Annotated in this window: 18 protein-coding genes; 16 read left to right on the top strand and 2 right to left on the bottom strand. The window is 45.1% G+C overall.

Going from position 1 to position 21,963, the window contains the following annotated elements; all coding sequences use genetic code 11:
* Nucleotides 1-96: 96 nt before the first annotated feature.
* Complete coding sequence (locus A6049_RS10140; protein WP_063564518.1) at nucleotides 97-1,317, bottom strand: MGDG synthase family glycosyltransferase; 1,221 nt, start codon at nucleotides 1,315-1,317, stop codon at nucleotides 97-99.
* Between the two features lie 357 nt (nucleotides 1,318-1,674).
* Between A6049_RS10140 and A6049_RS10135 the strand changes: the two genes are divergently transcribed.
* The 4 genes from A6049_RS10135 (at nucleotide 1,675) to A6049_RS33235 (ending at nucleotide 10,398) form a co-directional block, all read left to right on the top strand.
* On the top strand, nucleotides 1,675-2,256 hold the full coding sequence (locus A6049_RS10135) for a TetR/AcrR family transcriptional regulator (protein WP_063564517.1): 582 nt from the start codon (nucleotides 1,675-1,677) through the stop codon (nucleotides 2,254-2,256).
* Between the two features lie 208 nt (nucleotides 2,257-2,464).
* Nucleotides 2,465-4,747, top strand: coding sequence for a YhgE/Pip family protein (locus tag A6049_RS10130; RefSeq protein WP_063564516.1), 2,283 nt, complete (start codon nucleotides 2,465-2,467; stop codon nucleotides 4,745-4,747).
* Between the two features lie 675 nt (nucleotides 4,748-5,422).
* Nucleotides 5,423-10,021 (top strand): glutamate synthase large subunit, encoded by a 4,599-nt coding sequence (gltB, locus tag A6049_RS10125; RefSeq protein ID WP_063564515.1) that lies wholly within the window; start codon nucleotides 5,423-5,425, stop codon nucleotides 10,019-10,021.
* Between the two features lie 221 nt (nucleotides 10,022-10,242).
* Complete coding sequence (locus tag A6049_RS33235) at nucleotides 10,243-10,398, top strand: hypothetical protein (RefSeq protein WP_157258495.1); 156 nt, start codon at nucleotides 10,243-10,245, stop codon at nucleotides 10,396-10,398.
* 102 nt (nucleotides 10,399-10,500) lie between these two features.
* On the opposite strand, the gene A6049_RS10120 is transcribed toward A6049_RS33235, so the two are convergent.
* A complete protein-coding gene (locus A6049_RS10120; protein WP_063564514.1) occupies nucleotides 10,501-10,869 on the bottom strand; it encodes a helix-turn-helix domain-containing protein in 369 nt (122 codons plus the stop codon).
* A 332-nt stretch (nucleotides 10,870-11,201) separates the two neighbouring features.
* Here A6049_RS10120 and A6049_RS10115 point away from each other — a divergent pair, with 332 nt between their 5' ends.
* The 12 genes from A6049_RS10115 (at nucleotide 11,202) to A6049_RS10060 (ending at nucleotide 21,935) form a co-directional block, all read left to right on the top strand.
* A complete protein-coding gene (locus A6049_RS10115) occupies nucleotides 11,202-11,636 on the top strand; it encodes a hypothetical protein (protein ID WP_063564513.1) in 435 nt (144 codons plus the stop codon).
* Between the two features lie 151 nt (nucleotides 11,637-11,787).
* Nucleotides 11,788-12,546, top strand: a complete 759-nt coding sequence (locus A6049_RS10110) for a tyrosine-protein phosphatase (RefSeq protein ID WP_063564512.1) — start codon at nucleotides 11,788-11,790, stop codon at nucleotides 12,544-12,546.
* A gap of 66 nt (nucleotides 12,547-12,612) precedes the next feature.
* The gene (locus tag A6049_RS10105) at nucleotides 12,613-13,365 is read left to right on the top strand and encodes a YveK family protein (protein ID WP_063564511.1); all 753 of its coding nucleotides are present in this window, start codon (nucleotides 12,613-12,615) and stop codon (nucleotides 13,363-13,365) included.
* Complete coding sequence (locus tag A6049_RS10100) at nucleotides 13,343-14,026, top strand: CpsD/CapB family tyrosine-protein kinase (RefSeq protein ID WP_063564510.1); 684 nt, start codon at nucleotides 13,343-13,345, stop codon at nucleotides 14,024-14,026. The genes A6049_RS10105 and A6049_RS10100 overlap by 23 nt, the downstream gene beginning before the upstream one ends.
* Nucleotides 14,027-14,286: 260 nt before the next feature.
* Nucleotides 14,287-15,195 carry a UTP--glucose-1-phosphate uridylyltransferase GalU gene (gene galU / locus A6049_RS10095; RefSeq protein WP_063564639.1) on the top strand — a complete coding sequence of 303 codons (909 nt, stop codon included), beginning with the start codon at nucleotides 14,287-14,289 and terminating at the stop codon, nucleotides 15,193-15,195.
* The gene (locus tag A6049_RS10090; RefSeq protein WP_205412004.1) at nucleotides 15,192-15,860 is read left to right on the top strand and encodes a sugar transferase; all 669 of its coding nucleotides are present in this window, start codon (nucleotides 15,192-15,194) and stop codon (nucleotides 15,858-15,860) included. The genes galU and A6049_RS10090 overlap by 4 nt, the downstream gene beginning before the upstream one ends.
* Nucleotides 15,861-15,893: 33 nt before the next feature.
* On the top strand, nucleotides 15,894-16,856 hold the full coding sequence (locus A6049_RS10085) for an SDR family NAD(P)-dependent oxidoreductase (protein WP_063564509.1): 963 nt from the start codon (nucleotides 15,894-15,896) through the stop codon (nucleotides 16,854-16,856).
* 25 nt (nucleotides 16,857-16,881) lie between these two features.
* Nucleotides 16,882-18,075, top strand: a complete 1,194-nt coding sequence (locus A6049_RS10080; protein WP_063564508.1) for a glycosyltransferase — start codon at nucleotides 16,882-16,884, stop codon at nucleotides 18,073-18,075.
* A gap of 122 nt (nucleotides 18,076-18,197) precedes the next feature.
* Nucleotides 18,198-18,515 carry a hypothetical protein gene (locus A6049_RS10075; protein WP_145921914.1) on the top strand — a complete coding sequence of 106 codons (318 nt, stop codon included), beginning with the start codon at nucleotides 18,198-18,200 and terminating at the stop codon, nucleotides 18,513-18,515.
* A gap of 5 nt (nucleotides 18,516-18,520) precedes the next feature.
* Nucleotides 18,521-19,675 carry a glycosyltransferase gene (locus tag A6049_RS10070; RefSeq protein WP_063564506.1) on the top strand — a complete coding sequence of 385 codons (1,155 nt, stop codon included), beginning with the start codon at nucleotides 18,521-18,523 and terminating at the stop codon, nucleotides 19,673-19,675.
* The gene (locus A6049_RS10065; protein WP_063564637.1) at nucleotides 19,668-20,750 is read left to right on the top strand and encodes a glycosyltransferase family 4 protein; all 1,083 of its coding nucleotides are present in this window, start codon (nucleotides 19,668-19,670) and stop codon (nucleotides 20,748-20,750) included. The genes A6049_RS10070 and A6049_RS10065 overlap by 8 nt, the downstream gene beginning before the upstream one ends.
* Before the next feature lie 39 nt (nucleotides 20,751-20,789).
* Nucleotides 20,790-21,935: a glycosyltransferase family 4 protein gene (locus A6049_RS10060; protein WP_063564505.1), complete on the top strand. Its 1,146-nt coding sequence runs from the start codon at nucleotides 20,790-20,792 to the stop codon at nucleotides 21,933-21,935.
* Nucleotides 21,936-21,963 lie beyond the last annotated feature (28 nt).

The raw sequence follows: 21,963 nt of genomic DNA, 5'->3' as shown, positions 1-21,963 counted from the left end.
GGTTCCCTTCCGGATCATTGGAGGGGAACCTTCTTTATGCATGTCCTTAAGAGATAAAACATCCTCGTAGAACGACTATAAGGGGTCATAGAGCTGCTAGAATGGGATTCGGGTACCTGACAGCGAAGTTGCCCCAAATCCGGCTGTGAGGCGTTCCTTAGGTGCGGATGTGACTTCCGCTGTAGCCGGGAACAATAAATCATGGACAGCCTGGGCACAACACGTTGGATCGTAGGTGTTTCTGCTCCCTGGTTTGTGGACTGATTTCAGCTGGCTTTCAGCTTCACGTGGTGCATAGATCTGCTCACACAAATGCCTGAAGCGATCGGCGATAACGTCAGCAGAGTGAATGACTTGGCCGTATCCGGCTTGTACAAAATATTCACAGTTCTCTTCTTCCTGTCCCGGCAATGGAGGTACGAATAACATCGGCAGGCCTTTAGCCAATGCTTCTGTACAAGTCATGCCACCTGGTTTCGTAATGAGAACATCGGATACGTCCATCAGTTTACTGACCTCACGGGTATACCCAAGAATGCGTATATTCGGATGTTGGAAGCAGGACATTTCCTTCAGCTTGGCAATCATTTTCTCATTGCTTCCCAGACAGAACAGCAGCTGTACACGATCCGCCCATGATGTGAGGGCCTTCATATGCTCTTCATCAAAGGAAAGACCCCATCCGCCACCCATTAGCAGAGCAGTGGGCATGTTCTGAAGCCCCATTTCCTGTCGGAGGCTTACCTTGTCTCCTGCTTCCCAGAAGTCAGGATGAACAGGAATACCGGTGATTTGGATGCGAGAGGGTTCAACCCCCCTGATCTCAAGCAGAGCCTTTACCTGAGGTGTGGATACCAAATATTTGTTGACCTCGGGATTAATCCACGTTGCATGTACGTCGTAGTCTGTGACCAGCGTATATAGTGGAATATTAAGTCCCTGACGTTTCAGCCGTGAGATGACCGCATTCGGAAATGGATGGGTACAGATTACGGCATCGGGTTTCAATTGGGATACGACTTGAGCCGTCTGTGTATAGAAAATCCGGTGCAAGGCCAGTTTCGTAAATCCGTTTAGTGATTTGTTATATTGTGTCCGATACAGCAGACTGACCAGCTTGGGCTGAACGGTTAGTGTCTTGCGGTATGCGGACAGAATAAGCGGAGCCATGGTTGGATTTAAAAATTTGCCGAGCTCAATGACCCGACTATGCACATGTGGACTGACTTTCTTAATGCCGCTTGCGAGCGCATGGGCGGCCTGGGTGTGACCGGTGCCGAAACCTTCGGATAACAAGAGCACTCTTGGTTTTCGCATGAGTTCACCTTTATTCATCAATTTAAATTTAACATTCACAGTTAAACCGCACGTTGCATTACTACATGAATATACAGCGAAGCGGAAAATCATGTTCATTCGTTACATATTTACACTATAGTTTATGTTCTGATACATCAAAACTTCGTCTTTATCCGTGTTATTGGAGTCATCATACACTATAGACGACGATAGAAGCAGTTTCCACTGCATTTCGGTTAAAAAAAATTAACACAATTTTTTAATGTTAGGGTTGCAATCTGATGATGAGAGTGGTAATCTTGGTTTTGACCGAATGACCGAATTGTATTTTTGGTCATTTAAAGAGGACGATCAACGAAAACGAGGAGGGATATGATGGCTCCGATTGACAGGAGACAGCAGGTCATTCATGCAGCTGCGCAGTCTTTTGCCATGTTTGGATACAAGGCAACCACGATGGATCAGGTAGCGAAGATTGCGAATGTTGGCAAGGGAACGATCTACACGTTCTTTACGAATAAGGAACAATTGTTTGATCAGATTTTGGTGGAAGTAATCCAGGAAATGAAAAACATTGCTCATCGTGAAGTTCATCAGGAAAGTGCTTTTTTTGATAATCTGTTTCGTGTACTTGATTCATTGCTGGAGTTTCGCCGTGATCACGATTTGCTGGTTAAATTGTCCCAGGAGCTTAAGGATTTTGGAACTCTTCAGGCCAAGGAAGGTTTGGAGAAAGTGGAGAAAGTCATCTCCGATTTTCTGGCTCGGGAGCTTGAGAAGGCAAGAGACAACGGAGAGATTCGTGAGTGTGATCCACAGGTAGTAGCTTTTATGATGATTCGTTTGTACATTGCCCTCACCTCAGATTGGAGCAAGCAACACGAACCGCTGAGCAAAGAGGAAATCAAGAATTACTTTCGCCTTTTCTTAATGGAAGGAATTGCTGCTGCAACGTAACCCGAATTTATTCTACTATAATATGGGTTAGTCATACGATTACAGGCAGTGAGGCTTGTCGAGAGACAGGTTTGTTTTTTTGCTCTAAAGTGACCGTTTGAGGAAAGTGGTCACTTCGTGTTTCGGTAAATTTTCCGGAACGCATCAAAATTAATTTCATTATGGTTATTCTGCTTGGAAAGCAGAGAGAACAAGGGGAGAAAATGACATGAAATCTTTATCCGTGTTTTTCAAGGATGTGGGATCGGCCGTGAGAAACCCGAAGGTGTTGATCCCCGTTATTGCAATTTTGTTTATACCGATTCTATATAGTGGTATCTATTTGGCTGCCTACTGGGACCCATATGGTCATGTCGATGAAATGCCGGTTGCGGTTGTTAACCTTGATAAAGGTGCAGAGCTGGAAGGCAAATCATTGCATGTCGGTAGTGACCTCGTTGATGAGCTGAAGAAGAATGCAGATTTTAAATGGGATTTTGTCAGTGCCAGCCAAGCTAAAGAAGGCATGGAAAACGACAAGTATTATATGCAAATTACGATCCCGGAAAACTTTTCTTCCCAGGCAACGACGTTGCTTGATGACAAGCCAGAGCCGGCTGATCTAATCTACGAACCGAATGGTAATTACAGCTTCGTGGGTGCGCAGATTGGCAAGACGGCTATCAAGGATCTGAAAGCTAAGGTTTCGGCCAAAGTAACGGAATCCTATGCGGAGACCCTGCTCGACAAGTTTTCCGAAGTATCGGACGGATTGGCTGAAGCTGGCGATGGCGCAGGAGACTTGAATACGGGCGCAGGCAAGCTGGATGATGGAGCTGTGAAGCTCAAGGATAATCTGGCGAAGTTGGCATCCGGTACATTGGAACTTCAGGATGGCTTGTCTCCATTAAGTGATGGTGTCAATGCACTGCACACGGGTGCAACCAAACTTGAAAGTGGAACATCGAATCTGGTATCCGGTTTGCAGCAGCTTCAAGCAGCCGCAACAAGCCAGCTTCAGAGCGGAGCAGACCAACTGAAGGACGGCAGTGCCAAGCTGGAAACTGGACTGAAGTCTTCCGTAGACGGAGCAGGCAAGCTCCAAGCAGGTCTGCAATCGTCTGAGCAGGGCAGTGCGAAGCTGTCCGAGGGTCTGCAAAGCGCAGTGCAAGGCAGCGGCACATTGGCCACTGGCCTGCAATCTGCAGTAGACGGCAGCAGCAAGGTTGCTGACGGTGCTCAGGGCGTTGCTGACGGGTTGAAGCAGCTAGCTGCATCCAACCCTGAACTGGCAGCCAGTGAGGATGTACAGAAGCTGCTGGCAGCCAGTGCAGCAGTCGCTGAAGGCAGTAAGCAATTGCATGAGAGCGAACAGAAGCTTGCGCAGGGTGCAGATCAATTGCACCAGGGCAATCAGCAACTGGCATCCGGTGCATCCGAGCTGCATGGAGGCCAAGAGCAGCTTCTGACGGGTGCAAACCAGTTGGTGGATGGTCAGCAGCAATTACTGGCGGGCGCTGGACAGCTTAGCCAAGGCGGAGCGAAGCTCTCAGATGGTCTGAAGCAGTTTAGTGGCAAGTTGGGTGAAGCTGCAAGTGGCGGCACATTGCTGGCAGATGGAGCCAAGCAGCTGGGCTCGGGAACCACAGCCCTGCAAACGGGTGTAGGTAAACTGAGCGGTGGCGTGAGTTCACTAACGGATGGCTCCAAACAACTCGGTGATGGGGCAGGCAAGCTGGCAGATGGTTTAACTGAGCTGAAAGACGGCTCAAGCGAACTGGCTACCAAGCTGAACGATGCAGCTCAGAAAACGTCAGAAGTCAAGAAAACGGACGATGTGGTGAATATGTTCGCCGAACCTGTGAATACGTCCGAGAACACAACAGAGAACGTGAGCAATTACGGTACAGGGTTGACGCCGTTCTTCCTGTCCATCGGTTTGTTTGTTGGATCACTGATTTCAACGATTGTTTTGAAAATGCGGGAAACTTCCGTACCGGGCGCAACGGGTTGGAACCGTTTTGTCAGCCGTACACTCGTGTTCGGTTTTGTGAGCATTATCCAATCCGTAATCGTGGCAAGCTTCATGCTGTACGGTCTTGGACTGGAAACGCACAGCGTACCGCTGTTCTATCTGTTCACGATCTTTACGGGACTAACCTTTATGTTTATTGTTCAGGCCCTCGTAACTTGGCTTGACTTGCCAGGTCGTTATGTTGTCATCCTGTTATTGGTCTTCCAGCTTGCAGCAAGTGCGGGAACCTTCCCGGTAGAGCTGATTCCGTCATGGCTCCAGTCATTTAGCCCTTGGCTGCCAATGACGCACAGCATCATGGGCTTCAAAGCAGTTGTATCCAGTGGCAATTTCGATGTGATGTGGCATCAGGTCGGTATTCTGTCAATCTATGCAGGTATATCTGTGCTGCTGACCTTGGCTTTCTTCCTTTGGAGCGGCAAACGTCGCAAAAAAGAAGCTGAAGTGGCTGAATCCGGTCAAGTGGTGACGGCATAAGCCGAATTGAACCGGAATAGGACAGAATAGTGAAAATAAACTTTGAACTCAAGTATCAAAATTATGCAATATAGTAGTCAAATAGTGCAAAGAGTCTGTGACCCGAAAATGGGTTACAGACTCTTTTTGTATACAAATGCATAAGGATGAAGATATTCGCTGGAGCATGGCATGAGAAATTGGCCCAACTATGGTTAAATGCAGGCCACATATGGAATGATTTTCTTTTGTCAGCAATTAAAATTAGTTGTACTCTGACATAAAATGTGTATAATTATTCGAAAAAGAGATGAATTTTAGCGTCATCACACTAAAGCTGTACTGCAAAACATTTCTTATCAGAGGTATTAAAAAGTTTAAATTGCGCTGATGTTAGGTCGGTGTTAAAATAATAGAACTATATCAAAAAACGTCGCTCCATATCAGCGGCCGTGCCAGCGGTTGCGTGTTGTTATACCAAGCTGTTTACCGGGTGATCCGGACCAGCTCATCTCATGGATGGCCTCTGCCGCAATAGCAGCAATTATAAGATTGACAGCCCTTATTGCTGTCGACCTCGTCTCATCTAGCAGGTGTTTATTTATATTGAAATGCCCGCTCCTTCCGTTTCATTGTTGCTTGTTGCCTATGTTCTTGATCTTTCCGAAATACTTCACTATAGAAAGGTTGCGTTCCATGAGACACATCGGATTACCTCCTAAACAGGGTCTGTACGACCCACAGTTCGAAAAAGACGCATGCGGAATGGGTTTTGTTGCCAACATCAAAGGAGTACCTTCACACGACATCGTTAGTCAGGCGCTGACCATGCTCAGTAACATGGAACACCGCGGAGGACAGGGCAGTGAGCCGAATTCCGGTGACGGAGCCGGTATCTTGATCCAGATTCCACATCGCTATTTTACACAGGAAGCGGACCGTCTTGGTTTTGCATTACCTGAACAGGGCTTCTACGGCGTAGGGATGCTGTTCCTTTCACAGGACCCTGTCATTCGGAGCGCGCATGAAGAGAGCCTTAAGAAGATCATCGAAGAAGAAGGCCAGACGTTCCTGGGTTTCCGGGATGTGCCTACGTTTGATGAGATGCTGGGACGTTCTGCGCTTGCAGCGAAGCCTTATGTGCGTCAGGTGTTCATTGGAAGATCGACAGATGTTAAGGATGAATTGGGATTTGAACGGAAATTGTACGTCATTCGTAGACGTGCGGAGCTGGCTATTCGTTATTCGGCGGATGAAGCAGAGGGTGGTTCATTCTACCTGCCAAGCTTGTCCTGTCGCAAAATCGTCTACAAAGGCATGCTGACAACGGAACAGGTGGGACAGTTCTATCTGGATCTTCAGGAAGATCTCGTAGAATCAGCGATTGCGCTTGTTCACTCCCGTTTCAGTACGAATACATTCCCGAGCTGGGAACGTGCCCATCCGTATCGCTTCATGATCCACAACGGTGAGATCAATACGATGCGTGGTAACGTGAACTGGATGCATGCCCGGCAATCGCTGTTTGAGAGCGAATTGTTCGGTAACGACATCTCGAAAGTAAAACCGGTTATCAATCCGGATGGTTCGGATACAGCGATGTTTGATAACACGCTGGAGTTCCTGTATTTGAGCGGCCGTTCATTGCCACACGTGGCCATGATGATGGTTCCTGAGCCTTGGAGTACAGATGAGGGAATGGACCCTGCCAAAAAAGCATTCTATGAATACCACAGCACGATGATGGAGCCTTGGGATGGACCAGCAGCAATGGCCTTTACGGACGGTTTGCAGATTGGTGCAACTCTTGACCGTAATGGTCTGCGTCCTGCACGTTACTATGTAACGAAAGACGATCGTATTATTTTGTCCTCCGAGGTAGGGGTACTTGATATCGCTCCTGAAGAAATTCTCTATAAAGATCGTCTGCGTCCTGGACGTATGCTGCTTGTCGATACACAACAAGGACGGATCATCGCGGATGAGGAAGTGAAGGCTCTCATTGCGGCCGAGAATCCGTATCAGGATTGGCTCGATGAGCATCTGATGGATCTGAATGAGCTGCCGGATGCACCGGAACTGCCTGATCCAAAACATGATAACGTAACCCAGCTTCAGCTGGCGTATGGATATACATTTGAAGAATTGCGCAAAGTGTTGGAGCCCATGGCTTCAACAGGTATGGAAGCTACAGGCTCCATGGGTTTTGATGCGCCGCTTGCGGTTCTGTCGGATCGTCCGCAGCGTCTGTACAACTATTTTAAGCAGATGTTTGCACAAGTTACCAATCCACCGATCGATGCGATTCGTGAAGAGATTGTAACGTCTACGGCAACAACGATCGGACCTGAGCGTAACCTGCTGAATCCTGAACCGGAGAGCTGTCGTCAGATTCGTTTGGATACACCGGTACTTTCTAATGAGGATTTTGCGAAGATTCGCCACGTTCGTCGTCCGGGCTTCCGTTCCATGACGATTCCGATCTTCTTTACAGCAAAAGAGGGCGCAGAAGGACTTCGCAAAGCGATGGAACTGCTCTTCGAAGCTTCAGACCGTGTCATCGACAAAGGTCACAACATTTTGATCCTGTCTGACCGTGGTGTAGACGCCGAGAATGCGGCTATTCCAGCATTGCTGGCTGTAGCAGGTTTACATCACCATCTGATTCGTAAAGGAACCAGAACCAAAGTCAGCATTTTGCTGGAATCGGCAGAGCCGCGTGATATTCATCACTATGCCTTGTTGCTTGGTTACGGTGTAAGTGCGGTGAACCCTTATCTGGCGTTTGAAACGCTGGATGACATGATTCAGCAAGGGCTGCTGCGTGGCATCTCACATGATAAAGCTGTGAAGAACTATATTAAAGCCGCTACGAAGGGCGTTATTAAAATATTGTCCAAAATGGGAATCTCGACGATTCAATCCTATCGTGGAGCTCAAATCTTTGAAGCGGTGGGTCTGAAATCAGACTTCGTTGACCGTTACTTTACGTGGACACCTTCGCGAATTGGCGGGATTGGTCTGGAAGAAGTGGCAGCCGAAGCATTGACTCATCACAACCGTGCCTTTACGGACAAAGATGGCAATGACAAAGTACTGGATTCAGGCGGGGAATACCAATGGCGTAACGACGGAGAAGAGCATCTGTTCAATCCGCAAACGATCCATACGCTGCAGCATGCAGTACGTACTGGCGATTACACACTGTATAAAAAGTATTCCAAACTCGTACAAGGCGAAAATGATCAGTTGCTGACCATTCGCTCCATGCTGAGACTGAAACCGGTAGGTCCTGCGATTCCTTTGGAAGAAGTAGAATCCGTCGAAGACATTATGCGACGTTTCAAAACAGGGGCAATGTCCTTCGGTTCAATCAGCAAAGAGGCACACGAAGATCTCGCTATTGCGATGAACCGTGTTGGTGGTAAATCCAATACAGGTGAAGGCGGAGAAGATCCGGCTCGCTTCATTAAAGATAGTAACGGTGATTCTCGTCGTAGTGCGATCAAACAGGTGGCGTCCGGACGTTTTGGTGTAACATCCAACTATCTGGTCAATGCTGACGAGATTCAGATCAAGATGGCACAGGGAGCAAAACCGGGTGAAGGTGGACAGCTGCCTGGACGTAAGGTATACCCTTGGGTTGCTGAAGTTCGTGGATCAACACCGGGTGTAGGTCTGATCTCTCCGCCACCGCATCATGATATCTACTCGATTGAGGATCTGGCTGAGTTGATCTACGACTTGAAAAATGCCAATCCACGTGCAGAGATCAACGTTAAATTGGTATCCGAAGTCGGCGTTGGAACGATTGCGGCTGGTGTAGCTAAAGGTCGTGCCGACATTATCCTAGTAAGCGGTTATGACGGTGGAACAGGTGCTTCTCCACAAGGTTCGATTCGCCACGCGGGTATGCCTTGGGAGCTGGGACTTGCAGAAACGCATCAAACGTTGATGCTGAACAATCTGCGTGACCGTGTAGTGCTGGAAACTGACGGCAAAATGCTGAATGGTCGTGACTTGGCCATTGCTGCTTTGCTGGGAGCTGAGGAGTATGGATTCTCTACAGCACCACTCGTTGCACTCGGCTGTATCATGATGCGTGTCTGCCAGATGGATACATGTCCGGTAGGTGTAGCAACACAAAACCCTGAATTGCGTAAAAATTACACGGGAGATCCTGCTCATGTCGTTAACTTCATGCGTTTTGTCGCTGAAGACGTTCGTGAAATCATGGCTGATCTTGGTTTCCGTACGATTCAGGAAATGGTGGGTCGTACAGATTGCCTTGAAACAGTAGAGGCTGTAGACCACTGGAAGAAGAAAGGTGTAGATCTGTCCGTATTACTGCATGTGCCTGAAATGCCGGAAGGCTCTGCACGTTATCGTACACAGCATCAAAACCACCAATTGGAGGAGACGCTGGATATGCAGCAGTTGCTGCCATTGGCGCAACCTGCGCTTGAATCTGGTCAACCGGTTGAAGCGGTGCTTCCAATTACCAACGTTAACCGTGCAGTAGGAACCATTTTGGGTAGTGAAATCACGCGCAAATATGGAATTGCAGGATTACCGGAAGATACGGTTCAATTCAAATTTGTCGGCTCCGCTGGACAAAGCTTTGGGGCCTTTGTACCTAAAGGTATGACATTGACCGTTGAAGGGGATTCCAATGACTATGTAGGTAAAGGGTTGTCTGGAGGTAAACTGATCGTCATGCCTTCTCCAAAAGTCACATTTGATGCCGAAGATAACATCATCATTGGTAACACCGCTCTATACGGGGCAACCAGTGGTGAAGCTTATATTCGTGGTATCGCCGGGGAGCGGTTTGCTGTACGGAACTCGGGTGCCAAAGTGGTTGTTGAAGGTGTAGGCGACCATGGTTGTGAGTACATGACGGGTGGACGTGTCGTCGTTCTGGGTGATACAGGTCGTAACTTTGCAGCCGGGATGTCCGGAGGTATTGCTTATGTGTATGATCCAAAAGGCACATTCCTGAAACGTTGTAATCTGGAAATGGTACTTTTGGAGCGTATCGAAGATGTTTCTGAGAGTGCAGATCTGCGAGGCATGATTCAACGTCATGTTGCGAATACAGGTAGTGCCGTTGGTCATCGCATTCTGGATAACTGGCAGCAATCTGTAGATCAATTTGTTCGTGTTATTCCGAAGGACTTCAAACGAATGACCGAGCAAATCGAACGGATTCAGGCAACGGGCCTGACCGGAGAGGCTGCTTTGCTGGCTGCTTTTGAAGCCAACATGCGTGAACTTGCACGTACAGGAGGTTAATATATTCCTGTCCGATTGCATGAAAGGGTTGTATTAAGAATAATAGGAGCTTTATGGCGGCCAATGCGGCGCTGTAGAGCTCCTATTTGGTTTTCGACAAAATTAGAACCCGCACAAAAAACGCTATCGCCATGAGACGACAACATTGAAGAACTTTCTCAAGTATAATTAGGCTAGTTTTGGAGTGCAGGGAAAGTATAAAGATAAGAGAGGTTAGCGGAATGAATATGAAGCAACCAAACAGGGGCGATCGTAAGCCGAAAGGTAAACCAGTCGAAGCAACCCAGATGGACATCATGAAAGTTTTACTGCAATGCGGAATCGACCCGGAGCGTTGGAACCATTTCGTATCCTCCGACAACAACAAGCGTGCTTGACAACACATCGACAAGCCTAGAATAGATGGAGGGAAATCAAGACATAAAAAAGCCCAGCAACCGGAGAGTGATGTTTTCTCGGTACTGGGTCTTCTTTGCGGTTTAATCCATACTACGCTCCATGCGGACAAAAGCAATAAAACGACGTGCCTCTTCTTCTGTTAAGGGTTTGCCATCAATCATCAGGCCGAAGCGTTCCAGCACTTCCTTATCTGATAATTCAAGGGCGTCCACGAACTCCCTTACGTCCTCATCCATTACGACATCATTTTGTTTCGTCCGTCCAATGAGATAATCAATAGATACGCCAAAGATGTCAGCAAGTCTCGTTAACACTTCGAAATCCGGTTTGCGTCGGTTTTTCTCGTAGTGGGAGAGAGCAGCTCTTGTAATATGAATGGAGCTCGCAAGTTCTTCTTGAGTAAGTCCCCGCTGTTCCCTTAATTCAGCAATGCGATTTCCGTAGCTCATATGCTATTTCCCCCTGAACGCCATCAAATATATATTGAAACAATCCTGAGCCAAGTGTTTGATCAGGGCAGCTTTCCTGCATCATCGTAACGCCTTAGTAGTCCTAGTTGTATATAGGTCTGTCTAAGGACATCTCATATTGTCGTAAATCAAAAGAACCATGTCCAAATACTGCTTGACATGATACAAAATGTATCGTAAATTGGACGTATGGAGTTACAAAATGTATCATTTGGGATATTTTAAGTATGACCACGTTGCCTACCCAATATACCTGTGAGAAGGAGTATAGGCAACTCTTGCAAGCTAATCCATTCTAAAGGAATGAAGCCATGAATTCAATGATTCAGGAATGGGCGGATCTCAAATTAAATGTCCATATGTACATTCAGGAGTTTCATGGCAAATTGGTAGACCGCAAAAGACGCCCCGTTCTGCTGCTAGGTATGGACACAAGAGCGATCACCTTCCTGAGCGACCTGGACTTGCCGATATCACCAGAGATGCTAATTGGTTTGGATGTAGAAGATAGCCATGTATGTGTGCGACTCCACGCAAAGTTGCAATGGAAACAGCCTTTCGGTGAGCTCACATTGTATCATTCAAACTTGCATATTCAGCAAGAGCAGACACTATATATAACGGGACAGTTAAATACAATGATTCGAGAAGTTCAGTTTCCGACCGTTTCCCGGTTTCAGTATGAGAAGGCATCGGAACAACCTAACTTGCAGGAAACCTATCATTACATTGATTTTACCATATGAAATGAACACATTCTAAACATATTCTGAACAAGCATGTACTTAACGCCATTTTACTATATTTCATAGCGTTATGCATTAGTTCTTTAACACCAAAAGCATTTGCGCAATGAATAAAGGGGCGAGGGGGATCATACATTGAGGACGTTTGGATATGGTTGAAATGCACTGCCACATTTTATCCGGTCTGGATGATGGCCCTGTTCATATGGAACAGTCCATTGCGATGGCTGAGAAAGCGGCAGCCTCAGGAATTACCTCGATCATTGCTACTCCGCATCACCTGAACGGGCAGTACAACAATCAACCCAACGTGGTCAATCAGGCAGTGGACCTGCTACATGCAGAACTTCGCAAACGCAACATTTGCTTGGAGATCCGTCCCGGACAGGAGATCAGGGTGCACGACAACCTGATTGCAGACTTATACGCAGGAAAGTGCTGCACACTCGCCGGGAGCCGATACATGTTGCTGGAATTGCCCTTTGGTCATATCCCCTCGCAGTTCCCCGGGATACTCCAAGAACTTAAGTTGGCGGGTATCATTCCTATTATTGCTCATCCCGAACGAAATCGTCCAATCCAGAACAATCCCGATTTATTGGTTGAATATCTTGGGCAAGGTGCTTTATGTCAAATCACGGCTCAATCGGTCATAGGACTTTTCGGGCGAAAAGTTCAGAGATGGTGTTTTCATTTTTGCAAAGAAAACGGATTTCATTTCATTTCATCAGACGCCCACAATATGGAAGGAAGAACATTTTCAATGAAGGCCGCATATCACCTGCTTGAACGCCGATTTGGAGATCGTCTAGTTCAAAATTTGCAAAATAATGCGTGCTCGGTATGGAACAATCAATTCGTAGAGCCGGAAGAACCCACGATCATGAAGCGTAGATTGTTGTTCTGGTAACAGCCAAATTATATATAAGACACCGTTCTTCATCATAATTGCTGATTTAAATGGGAGGAATACGAGATGGAGTTAAAAGAGTATATGCACATTTTACGTAAACGTTTTTGGATCATCGTAGCCTTTGTTGTTGTTGCTTGCATCGGAGCAGGTGTTAAAAATTATTTTTTTACCGTACCTGTTTATGAGGCAAATGCTAAATTAATCGTTAATCAGGCATATAACGCAGAAGGTTTCCCCAATCTTGATATTGGTTCAATCCAGTCCAACATTAAGGTAATCAACTCTTATATAGAAATAATTAAATCTCCAGCAATTCTCGATAAAGTTTCTGCTAAATACCCCGATCTAGGCATGAGTGGGAGCCAACTGGGGCAGAACATTCAGGTCACTACTGCCAAAGAATCCCAGGTTATGAGTTTAACCGCCATAGGTATATCTTCCGAAAAAGCGGCCAAAACGGTTAACGCCGTTGCCAAAGTGTTCAAATCCCAAATCCCCGCAATTATGAAAGTTGATAATGTAACCATTCTAAGTGAAGCGAAGACTACGGATTCCTCGAGACCCATTAATGTAAATCCTTCTTTAAACATACTCGTCAGTTTTCTTGTAGGACTTTTACTGGCTATAGGTTTTGTATTTCTTTTGGAATACTTGGATGACACCTTAAAAACTGAAGATGAATTAGAGAAAGAACTGGGTATTCCGGCACTCGCTGTTATATCCAAAATTAAGAAAGAAGAAGCTCGCATCTCTAAGCAGACAACATCTCAAAAGCAGGTAGGTGATGGCCAATATGCCACGGTTAACCAAAGATAAAGGGAGTCTAGTTACAATGGCTAATCCCAAGTCTAGTTCATCAGAGGCTTATCGGAAGTTGAGAACCAATATCCAATTTTCATCCATTGATAGTCAGATTCAAACGATCATGATTGCTTCTGCTTTGTCTGGTGAAGGAAAAACAACAACGATAGGCAATCTTGCAGTTGCCTATGCTCAAGAAGGAAAAAAGGTTCTGCTTATGGATACGGATTTACGTAAGCCTGCTGTGCATCGTATGTTTAACTTACCCAACCATGTGGGTCTGACCAGTGTTTTGTCAAGTCAATATAAAGTTAAAGAAGTCTTGAGGGAAACGGATGTGGAAGGATTGCAAGTCCTGTCTTCGGGTCCTATACCGCCCAATCCTTCGGAGATGATTGGTTCACGTAAAATGACGGCTCTGCTCCAGGATCTGAAAGAAGAATATGATGTGATTTTATTTGATACCCCCCCTGTTCTTGCGGTTACAGACGCACTAATTATTAGTTCACTGTGTGATGGCGTAATTCTGGTAGTGAGCGCAGGCAAGGTTAAGAAGGATCTGGTCAAAAAAGCAAAATCACATCTTGAACATGTGAACGCACGAATTCTTGGAGCGGTATTAAACAATATCCAGGTGCCGAAGGGTAGAAATGCTAACTATGGGGAAGATGCATAAAGATTAAGGGGATTGAAGTCAAATAATAAAAGCTTCAAGGTCATGTCTACTATACCTTTATCAATGTAGGCACTCGGTCACACTGTGGGTAGTGTACCTTAGACGTATATCGTCAAGGGTGTGATGTGAGGTTGGGTTTAATGCCCTTTTATGAAATTAAAAGTAAGAATTGCATCAATTTATTTCATGGTTTCATGGATTTAAATGATCCAACTCATGCTTTTAAACATAAAAAAATAATAATGGATAGGGTGGTATTTATGACTAAAGTGAGGAAAGCAATCATTCCCGCAGCCGGATTGGGAACCCGATTTTTACCCGCTACAAAGGCAATGCCTAAAGAAATGCTCCCTATTGTGGATAAACCGACCATTCAATACATCGTTGAAGAAGCTGTAGCTTCCGGGATTGAGGACATTATTATTGTAACGGGCAAGGGAAAACGTGCGATTGAAGATCATTTTGACAGCGCGTTTGAACTGGAGCAAAATCTGCTCGAAAAAGGAAAGCTCAGCTTACTGGAAGAAGTCCGGAAGTCCTCCAACGTTGATATTCATTACATAAGACAGAAGGAAGCGCTGGGACTTGGGCATGCTGTCTGGTGTGCTCGAAACTTTATTGGAAATGAACCGTTTGCTGTATTACTTGGTGATGATATTGTGGTTTCTGATGTGCCGTGCACGAAGCAGTTAATTCAGCAATATGAGAAGGTCAAACAATCAGTACTCGGTGTGAAAACCGTGAGTCCAAGTGAAACCTACCGCTACGGAATTATTGATCCATTGCATACAGAGGGGCGTTTGTCTTCTGTAAACAGCATGGTTGAGAAGCCACCATTGGGTACAGCACCTTCCAATTTGGCAATTATGGGTCGTTACATTTTGACACCTAAAGTTTTTGAGTATCTGGAAGAGCAAAATGTGGGTGCAGGTGGTGAGATCCAACTCACGGATGCGTTGCAAATGCTGAATCGGGATGAAGGAATTAGTGCTTATGATTTTGAAGGCTCACGTTTTGACGTGGGTGAGAAGCTGGGGTATATTCTGACCACACTTGATTTTGCTCTCAAAAATAAAGAATTGCGTGCGCCAGTCCTAATGGCTATTGAAGAGATTTTGATGAAGGAACAATTGAACCAAATGCTTGTAGCAGGAGGGGATAGTCTGTGAAACTTTCAAGACCGGAATACTTAGGGAGTGGAGATGCCCTGGCTAAGGATGGCACTTCGGCAGTATTGGAACAGCCTTACTCGCAACGTGTTGGCGGATATGCTGACGTAATAAAACCGTTTATCGATTTTATTATTGCGGCTGTGCTGTTGCTGATTACATCACCGGTCATGCTTGTTGCAGCGATTATGATTAAACTTGATTCCAAAGGACCTGTGATATTTAGACAAGAACGTTACGGGAAAAACGGAGTTAAATTTAGTATCTATAAATTCAGAACGATGCGTACGGATGCACCGAAATATAGCATATCGCCAACGACAAGCGATGATCCCAGAATTACCAGACTAGGAAGATTACTTCGGAAGACTAGCCTGGATGAGCTGCCTCAATTGCTTAATATTATCAAAGGAGATATGAGCTTCGTAGGTCCGAGACCTGAAATGAAACGAATCGTAGAAGAAAGCTACACGGATCTGGAGCGCAGACGTTTTCTGGTGAAACCAGGAATTACCGGGCTGTGGCAAGTAAGTGATGTTCGCAAGGAACCGATTCACCATAATCTGCAATATGATTTTCATTATATCTCCAACGTCTCTATGAAGATGGATATCATTATCATTTTTAAAACCGTTGGCGTTATGATCAAAAGTAATACATTTTAACCTACTCATTAGATAATATGGAGTGTGATCGCATTGAAACATGTTGTAGTGACTGGCGCGGCCGGTTTCCTAGGCTCACATCTAGTCAAATCATTAATTGATCAAGGACATCAGGTTACCGGAATAGATAACCTTTCAACAGGCGTTTCTAAAAATCTGCAAGAGGTGGCTAACAGCCCCCTCTTTTTTTTCCGTGAAGCTGATGTTACGTTGTCCGACTCACTGGATTTTCTGGTAGATCAGCCAGTAGATGAAGTCTATCATCTGGCTTCACCCGCTTCACCCAAGTTCTATCAGGCAGATTCGATCGGAACGATCTGGGTGAACACTCGAGGAACCTATCATTTGTTGGAGCTCGCCCGTACCAAAGGAGCAAAGTTCCTATATTCGAGTACGAGTGAAGCTTACGGAGATCCCGAAGTTCATCCCCAGCCGGAGAGTTATCGAGGTAACGTGAACACTTGGGGGCCTAGAGCTTGTTATGATGAGGCCAAGCGTTTGGGTGAAGTGTTTTGTTATGAATACTACACGAAACACGGTGTTTCCGTGAGGGTAGCACGTATTTTTAATACGTATTCATCAGGGCTTCGGAACGATGATGGCCGTGTTATTTCTAACTTTGTGACACAGGCACTTACGGGGCAGGACATTACCGTTTATGGGGATGGCTCGCAAACTCGTTCGTTCTGTTACGTAGATGATAATATTCGTGGTCTGCAAAAATTGATGGAAACGGAAGAAGCGAATGGAGAGATTATTAATATCGGAAATCCTACAGAGTACAGCGTGCTTGAAGTGGCGTATTTGGTAAAAAAGTTAGCCCAATCGGACAGCAAGTTGGTGTTCCTGCCTTTGCCTCAGGATGATCCTAAAGTTCGCCGCCCTGTTATTCAAAAGGCACAGGAAGTGCTCGGTTGGTATCCGGAAATTTCACTAGAAGATGGATTAAAACTAACGATTGAGAACGTTCGTGCCACGTTGCAGGAAACTCCGTGAAACCAATCAAAGTGAGATGAGATGAGTGCAAAAAATATTAATTGCCCACAGTTTGTATCCGCCGGATGTTATTGGCGGGGCTGAAATATCAACGCAAATTCTCGCTCAAACCCTCAATCCCACTTATGACGTTAAAGTCATTACCGTTGGGGGGCATAAGGAAGGAGAATTGCGGATAGATAAGGTCAATGAAATTGAGATATTGAGATTACCATTTAACAATCGGTACTGGATTGGTGACTCGGCCAAGCAATTATCAACTCCGGATAAAGTGCTGTGGCGAGTTAAGGATATTTTTAACGTCAGGCAATATCAGCAAATTAAACGTTATCTTACGCAGACTCGTCCGTCTGTAATCCATACTCAGAACATTCCGGGGCTTAGCCTGGCGATCTGGAAAGCGGCGTATGAACTGGATATCCCGGTGGTGCACACGCTTCGAGACTTCTCTTTGATTGAGCCTATTAAGATCGCAGCCTACTCCAAAATGTACAGACAAATTTCCAAGAGATATAGCCGAATGATCTCTGCGGTTATTGGTATATCAGGGCATATTCTCCGGACGCATACAGTGATGGGGTTCTTCGAACACTCCACCAAACATGTGATTCATAATATTGTGGAGAAGAACGAAGTAGTTCAGGATCTGTATGCAAGCAAAGAGGTTCGTCATAATCTGCCGCTGGATATTGGATATTTCGGGCAGCTGACCGAAGTGAAGGGTGTTCAGTATTTGATCAATGCAGTAAAACGAGTGGATGAAAAGATTGCGGGAAGATTATTTGTTTTTGGGGATGGTCCCATGCTGGATCAGTTGAAGGAGATGGCCGGTTCGGACACACGTATTATCTTTATGGGGAAACTGGACAAATCGCAAATTGCCCAAAAGATGAAAGACATGGATCTGACCATAGTACCTTCCACATGGAATGAACCGTTCGGCAGAGTGGTCATTGAGTCTTATCAGGTGGGTACGCCAGTCTATGCTTCAAGGGTTGGGGGGATGCCAGAGATTCTATTGGACGCTGAGCAATTTTCATTTACTTCCCATAGCGTAGAGGAGATTATCAAGGCTATTTTCCACTATTACAATCTGTCTGGACCCGCCAAAAGAGATTTGAAGCATCAATGTTTTGCGCATTGCCAGTCCTTTAATGCAGATTATCTTCTTAAGGAACATAGTGATATCTATGAGAGGTTAATCACGCGTGGAGGTTAAGTTAACACCCAAATGATTTCACTGAATGACAGATCTCATCCATTCGTTCAGGTGAGATCAGAGTCTCCATCTGCTGTTTATGGTATCGCTGAGCTGCCAGCCGACGAACGCACATCATCGGGTTGAAATCGAATAACTTTGCAGTGGATAATCAATATTTTTCCTTTTACGAACAGACAGGGTGGATTGATTTAATATACTTTGCTGTCTTGTTTGTTTCGCTCGCTGTAGCGCTTGTTCGTAAAAAGAATATGCTGCCTAGTTTAGATGAGTTCCGTTTGCAGCAGGTGGCCATTGCACTACTGGCTGGAATTGCAGCTGCAAGTCTTACAACTAATGTACTTGAAATATTTCCTGCCAATGTGTTCTTATGGTTTGTTATTGGTAAGGCTCTTGTACAGTCTCGTGATGAATATGATAAGCCACAGAAAGCGGGGTGAGCACAGTGAAGATTTTGCATATTGGGGAATACGTTGTTGGTGGTATGGCAACCTATCTCAATGAGGTTGTTGCATACCAGCGGCAACATTATGATGTCTATTTGCTAATGAGCGCAAATAATAGCGCCACAAGTTTTGATTTGGAGCAGGATCATATTTTGCAATACAAATACAAGCGTCATCCTAAGTACTTTCTCTCGGCGATGTGGCAGATTTACCAGACTATACGTAAATTGAAACCGGATATTATTCACATTCACAGCTCATTTGCGGGATTGCTCGTAAGGGGCTTGTTTTTTGTTCTGCCAAGGAAGGCCCATATTTTTTATTGTTCTCACGGTTGGGCATTTCTTATGGATACGAAGCCGTTATATAAGAAGGGCTACTTGTTTATCGAGAAATTGATGTCATATAAAACGGATGTAATTATTAATATTTCTAAACATGAGCTCGAAAGTTCTATAAAGCTGGGGCTGTCGGCCTCCAAGTCCAAGTTGGTGTATAACGGTGTGCGAGAGCGTGAAAGTGTCAATTTTAACTTATGGAATGAGGCAGACAGAGAGCCTGAAATCGTTCGGTTATTGTTTGTAGGCAGGTATGATCGGCAAAAAGGACTGGATGTGCTGCTGCAAATATTGAATGATCATCCTGAATTGCAGAATTATATTCGTTTATATGTTATTGGGGATAGCGTGTTGGAGAATAATGAATGGAACTTTCCAGACAATGTTATCCGTTTGGGTTGGGTGAATAATGCAGATATCGATCGTTATTATCAGCAGTGTGACGCAGTAATCATGCCTTCTCGTTGGGAAGGGTTTGGACTGGTCGCTGTGGAGGCTATGAAAAACTTCAAGCCTGTTATTGCAAGCAATCGCGGAGCTCTGCCTGAACTGGTTGAGCACGGAAGAAGCGGATATTTATTTGACATCGAACATTCTCATGAACTGCTGCAGATTCTCAAACATCTTAATAAGGATGAACTGAAGAGGATGGGTGAAGCAGGATATGCCTTGTATAAGACAAAGTTTAGCGCTGAGCGAATGAATGAAGAGATTGTAAGTCTCTATCATCATGCCTATGCAGGAAGTTCATCCCAGGGAGGGGCTGCAACGGGTCGTTTGGAACTTTCAAAGAGAGCTGGAGATGTTCATGACTAAAATATATATTAATGCCCGGTTTCTCACCCAAACTATTACTGGAGTGCAACGATATGCACTTGAACTTGTGAAAGAGATGGATGAGATGATTGATCGGGGAGAAATCGATCCTGCAAAGTACGAGTTTTGTCTGCTGTCACCTTCCAACATAGTCACTCAGCCTGATTTCAAGCATATTCATCACAAAGAAGTCGGTAAGCTGAAAGGACATCTATGGGAACAACTCGAGCTCCCCTTTCATGCGAAAAATGGGCTGTTAATCAATCTATGTAACACAGGGCCAGCTTTTAACAAAAATCAGATTGTAACCATCCATGATGCCGCTGTGTTCAACTACCCAAAGGCTTTTTCTTTTGCTTTCCGTGCTTGGTACAAATTTTTGATGGTTCGACTGGGGAAAACGTCCAAGAAGATTATTACTGTATCTCACTTCTCCAAAGGAGAACTGATGCAGCACTGTAAAATAGCGGAGCACAAGCTCGTGGTCACTCATCTGGGTATTGATCACATTCATCGAAAAAAGGCAGCTGCAGGAACGATCGAAAAATATGGTATTCAATCACCTTATGTCTTAGCCGTGAGTACGATGAATCCCTATAAAAACTTCAACTTGATTTTTGAAGTTTTACCTGAGATCGAAGCTCACAATCTGAACGTTGTTATTGTTGGGTCTAAAAACAGTAAAGTTTTTGGTGAACAGACATGGGCCAAATCCGATGCAGTTAATTGGGTGGGCTATGTTACAGATGAGGAATTAAAGGCGCTTTACGAGGATGCGGCTGGGTTTATATTCCCTTCCTTGTATGAAGGCTTCGGCTTGCCGCCTTTGGAAGCAATGGCGGCAGGTTGCCCGGTTATTGTATCTTCTCGTGCATCCATTCCAGAAGTTTGTGGGGATGCTGTTTTGTATTTTAATCCAGATAGTCCGAAAGAAGCAGCTTCACAATTGATTGAAATTACATCAAATCCGGAATTGAGCAAGCAAATGTCTTATAAAGGAAAAGATCACTCGGGTCTGTTTTCCTGGAACAAATGTGCTAAAGACACGGTGAACATCATTATGAACACGATGTAGATACTCTTTCCATAAGACCTCTCAAGGGAGATAAAATGTATGAATAAGGTATTTGTTGCTATTGATTTCCCGCCGGAAAAAGGAGGGATTCATGATTATGCTTATGGACTTATATCTCAGATTTCGGCAGAAGAGACCACGGTTCTAACGAATAAAATAAAGGATGTTGCAGCGTCCGAACAATTTGACCAGAAGACCGATTTCGAGATTATCCGGAAACGAATCTTTTGGAATTCCAATAAGCTCCTGCTCATCGTATCGCAGCTTATCCTAGTCTTCCAGCTTATTATTCTGAAATGGCGCAAAAAGGCCGACGAAATACACTTTGTTAACATATTCCCAGTAGGCATCGCCGGCCCGTTTATGAAAACTTTTTTTGGGGTTAAATATTTCCCTTATGTTCATGGCCTGGATGTTATGGGGATGGTGAACAGCAAGTTATTCCCACTCCTGTTGTTCATTTTGAGGCGGTCTGACAAGGTGATTGCCAATAGCCAGTATACCAAGTCAAAGCTGGTGGAGCTCGGCATTCCGGAGATGCAGATTGTCATTATTCCACCAGGGTTAAACGTAAGCAAACTAAACGGTGGTTCTGATTTCAATGAAGACATTCGCGATAAATATGATCTGCATGGCAAAAAAGTGATGATAACCGTCTCTCGTTTGGTTGAGCGCAAGGGACATGATGTCACTCTTAAAGCTATTAGTCATGTAATCAAGCGGATTCCTAATCTGAAATATCTAATATGTGGAGATGGTCCATACAGAGGCGAATTGGAACGTCTGGTGAAGCAGTACGGGTTAGATTCTGTAGTCGTATTCACAGGCGGTATCACTGACCACGAGCTGCATCAGTTATATGAAGGTTCTGATCTGTTTGTCATGCCTAGCCGTGATATTAAGGAAAAAGGTGATGTGGAAGGTTTCGGAATTGTATTTCTTGAAGCCAATTACTACAGATTACCTGTGATTGCGGGCAACAGCGGCGGAATTCCTGACGCAGTAAAGGACGAGATAACTGGTTATCTTGTAAATCCTCTGGATGAAAAGGAAATTGCCAATCGTATCGAAGAATTGATTACAGATGAAGGACTGGCCAGAACGATGGGAAATAACGGTCATGACTGGGTTATTAATCATTGCTTATGGTCGCATCGCGGACAGCTGTTGAAGCAATTAGCCTGAACAAATAAAACTGTATATTTGGGGTGAG

The organism is Paenibacillus sp. O199 (genome assembly GCF_001636635.1).
Taxonomy (GTDB): Bacteria; Bacillota; Bacilli; order Paenibacillales; family Paenibacillaceae; genus Paenibacillus; species Paenibacillus marchantiae.
This window is presented reverse-complemented; position numbering and strand designations above follow the sequence as displayed.

Excerpts from the sequence above, each read along its gene's own strand:
- A6049_RS10140 (WP_063564518.1), bottom strand. The coding sequence starts at position 1,317 with ATGCGAAAACCAAGAGTGCTCTTGTTATCCGAAGGTTTCGGCACCGGT.
- A6049_RS10135 (WP_063564517.1), top strand. The coding sequence starts at position 1,675 with ATGGCTCCGATTGACAGGAGACAGCAGGTCATTCATGCAGCTGCGCAG.
- A6049_RS10130 (WP_063564516.1), top strand. The coding sequence starts at position 2,465 with ATGAAATCTTTATCCGTGTTTTTCAAGGATGTGGGATCGGCCGTGAGA.
- gltB (WP_063564515.1), top strand. The coding sequence starts at position 5,423 with ATGAGACACATCGGATTACCTCCTAAACAGGGTCTGTACGACCCACAG.
- A6049_RS33235 (WP_157258495.1), top strand. The coding sequence starts at position 10,243 with ATGAATATGAAGCAACCAAACAGGGGCGATCGTAAGCCGAAAGGTAAA.
- A6049_RS10120 (WP_063564514.1), bottom strand. The coding sequence starts at position 10,869 with ATGAGCTACGGAAATCGCATTGCTGAATTAAGGGAACAGCGGGGACTT.
- A6049_RS10115 (WP_063564513.1), top strand. The coding sequence starts at position 11,202 with ATGAATTCAATGATTCAGGAATGGGCGGATCTCAAATTAAATGTCCAT.
- A6049_RS10110 (WP_063564512.1), top strand. The coding sequence starts at position 11,788 with ATGGTTGAAATGCACTGCCACATTTTATCCGGTCTGGATGATGGCCCT.
- A6049_RS10105 (WP_063564511.1), top strand. The coding sequence starts at position 12,613 with ATGGAGTTAAAAGAGTATATGCACATTTTACGTAAACGTTTTTGGATC.
- A6049_RS10100 (WP_063564510.1), top strand. The coding sequence starts at position 13,343 with ATGCCACGGTTAACCAAAGATAAAGGGAGTCTAGTTACAATGGCTAAT.
- galU (WP_063564639.1), top strand. The coding sequence starts at position 14,287 with ATGACTAAAGTGAGGAAAGCAATCATTCCCGCAGCCGGATTGGGAACC.
- A6049_RS10065 (WP_063564637.1), top strand. The coding sequence starts at position 19,668 with ATGACTAAAATATATATTAATGCCCGGTTTCTCACCCAAACTATTACT.
- A6049_RS10060 (WP_063564505.1), top strand. The coding sequence starts at position 20,790 with ATGAATAAGGTATTTGTTGCTATTGATTTCCCGCCGGAAAAAGGAGGG.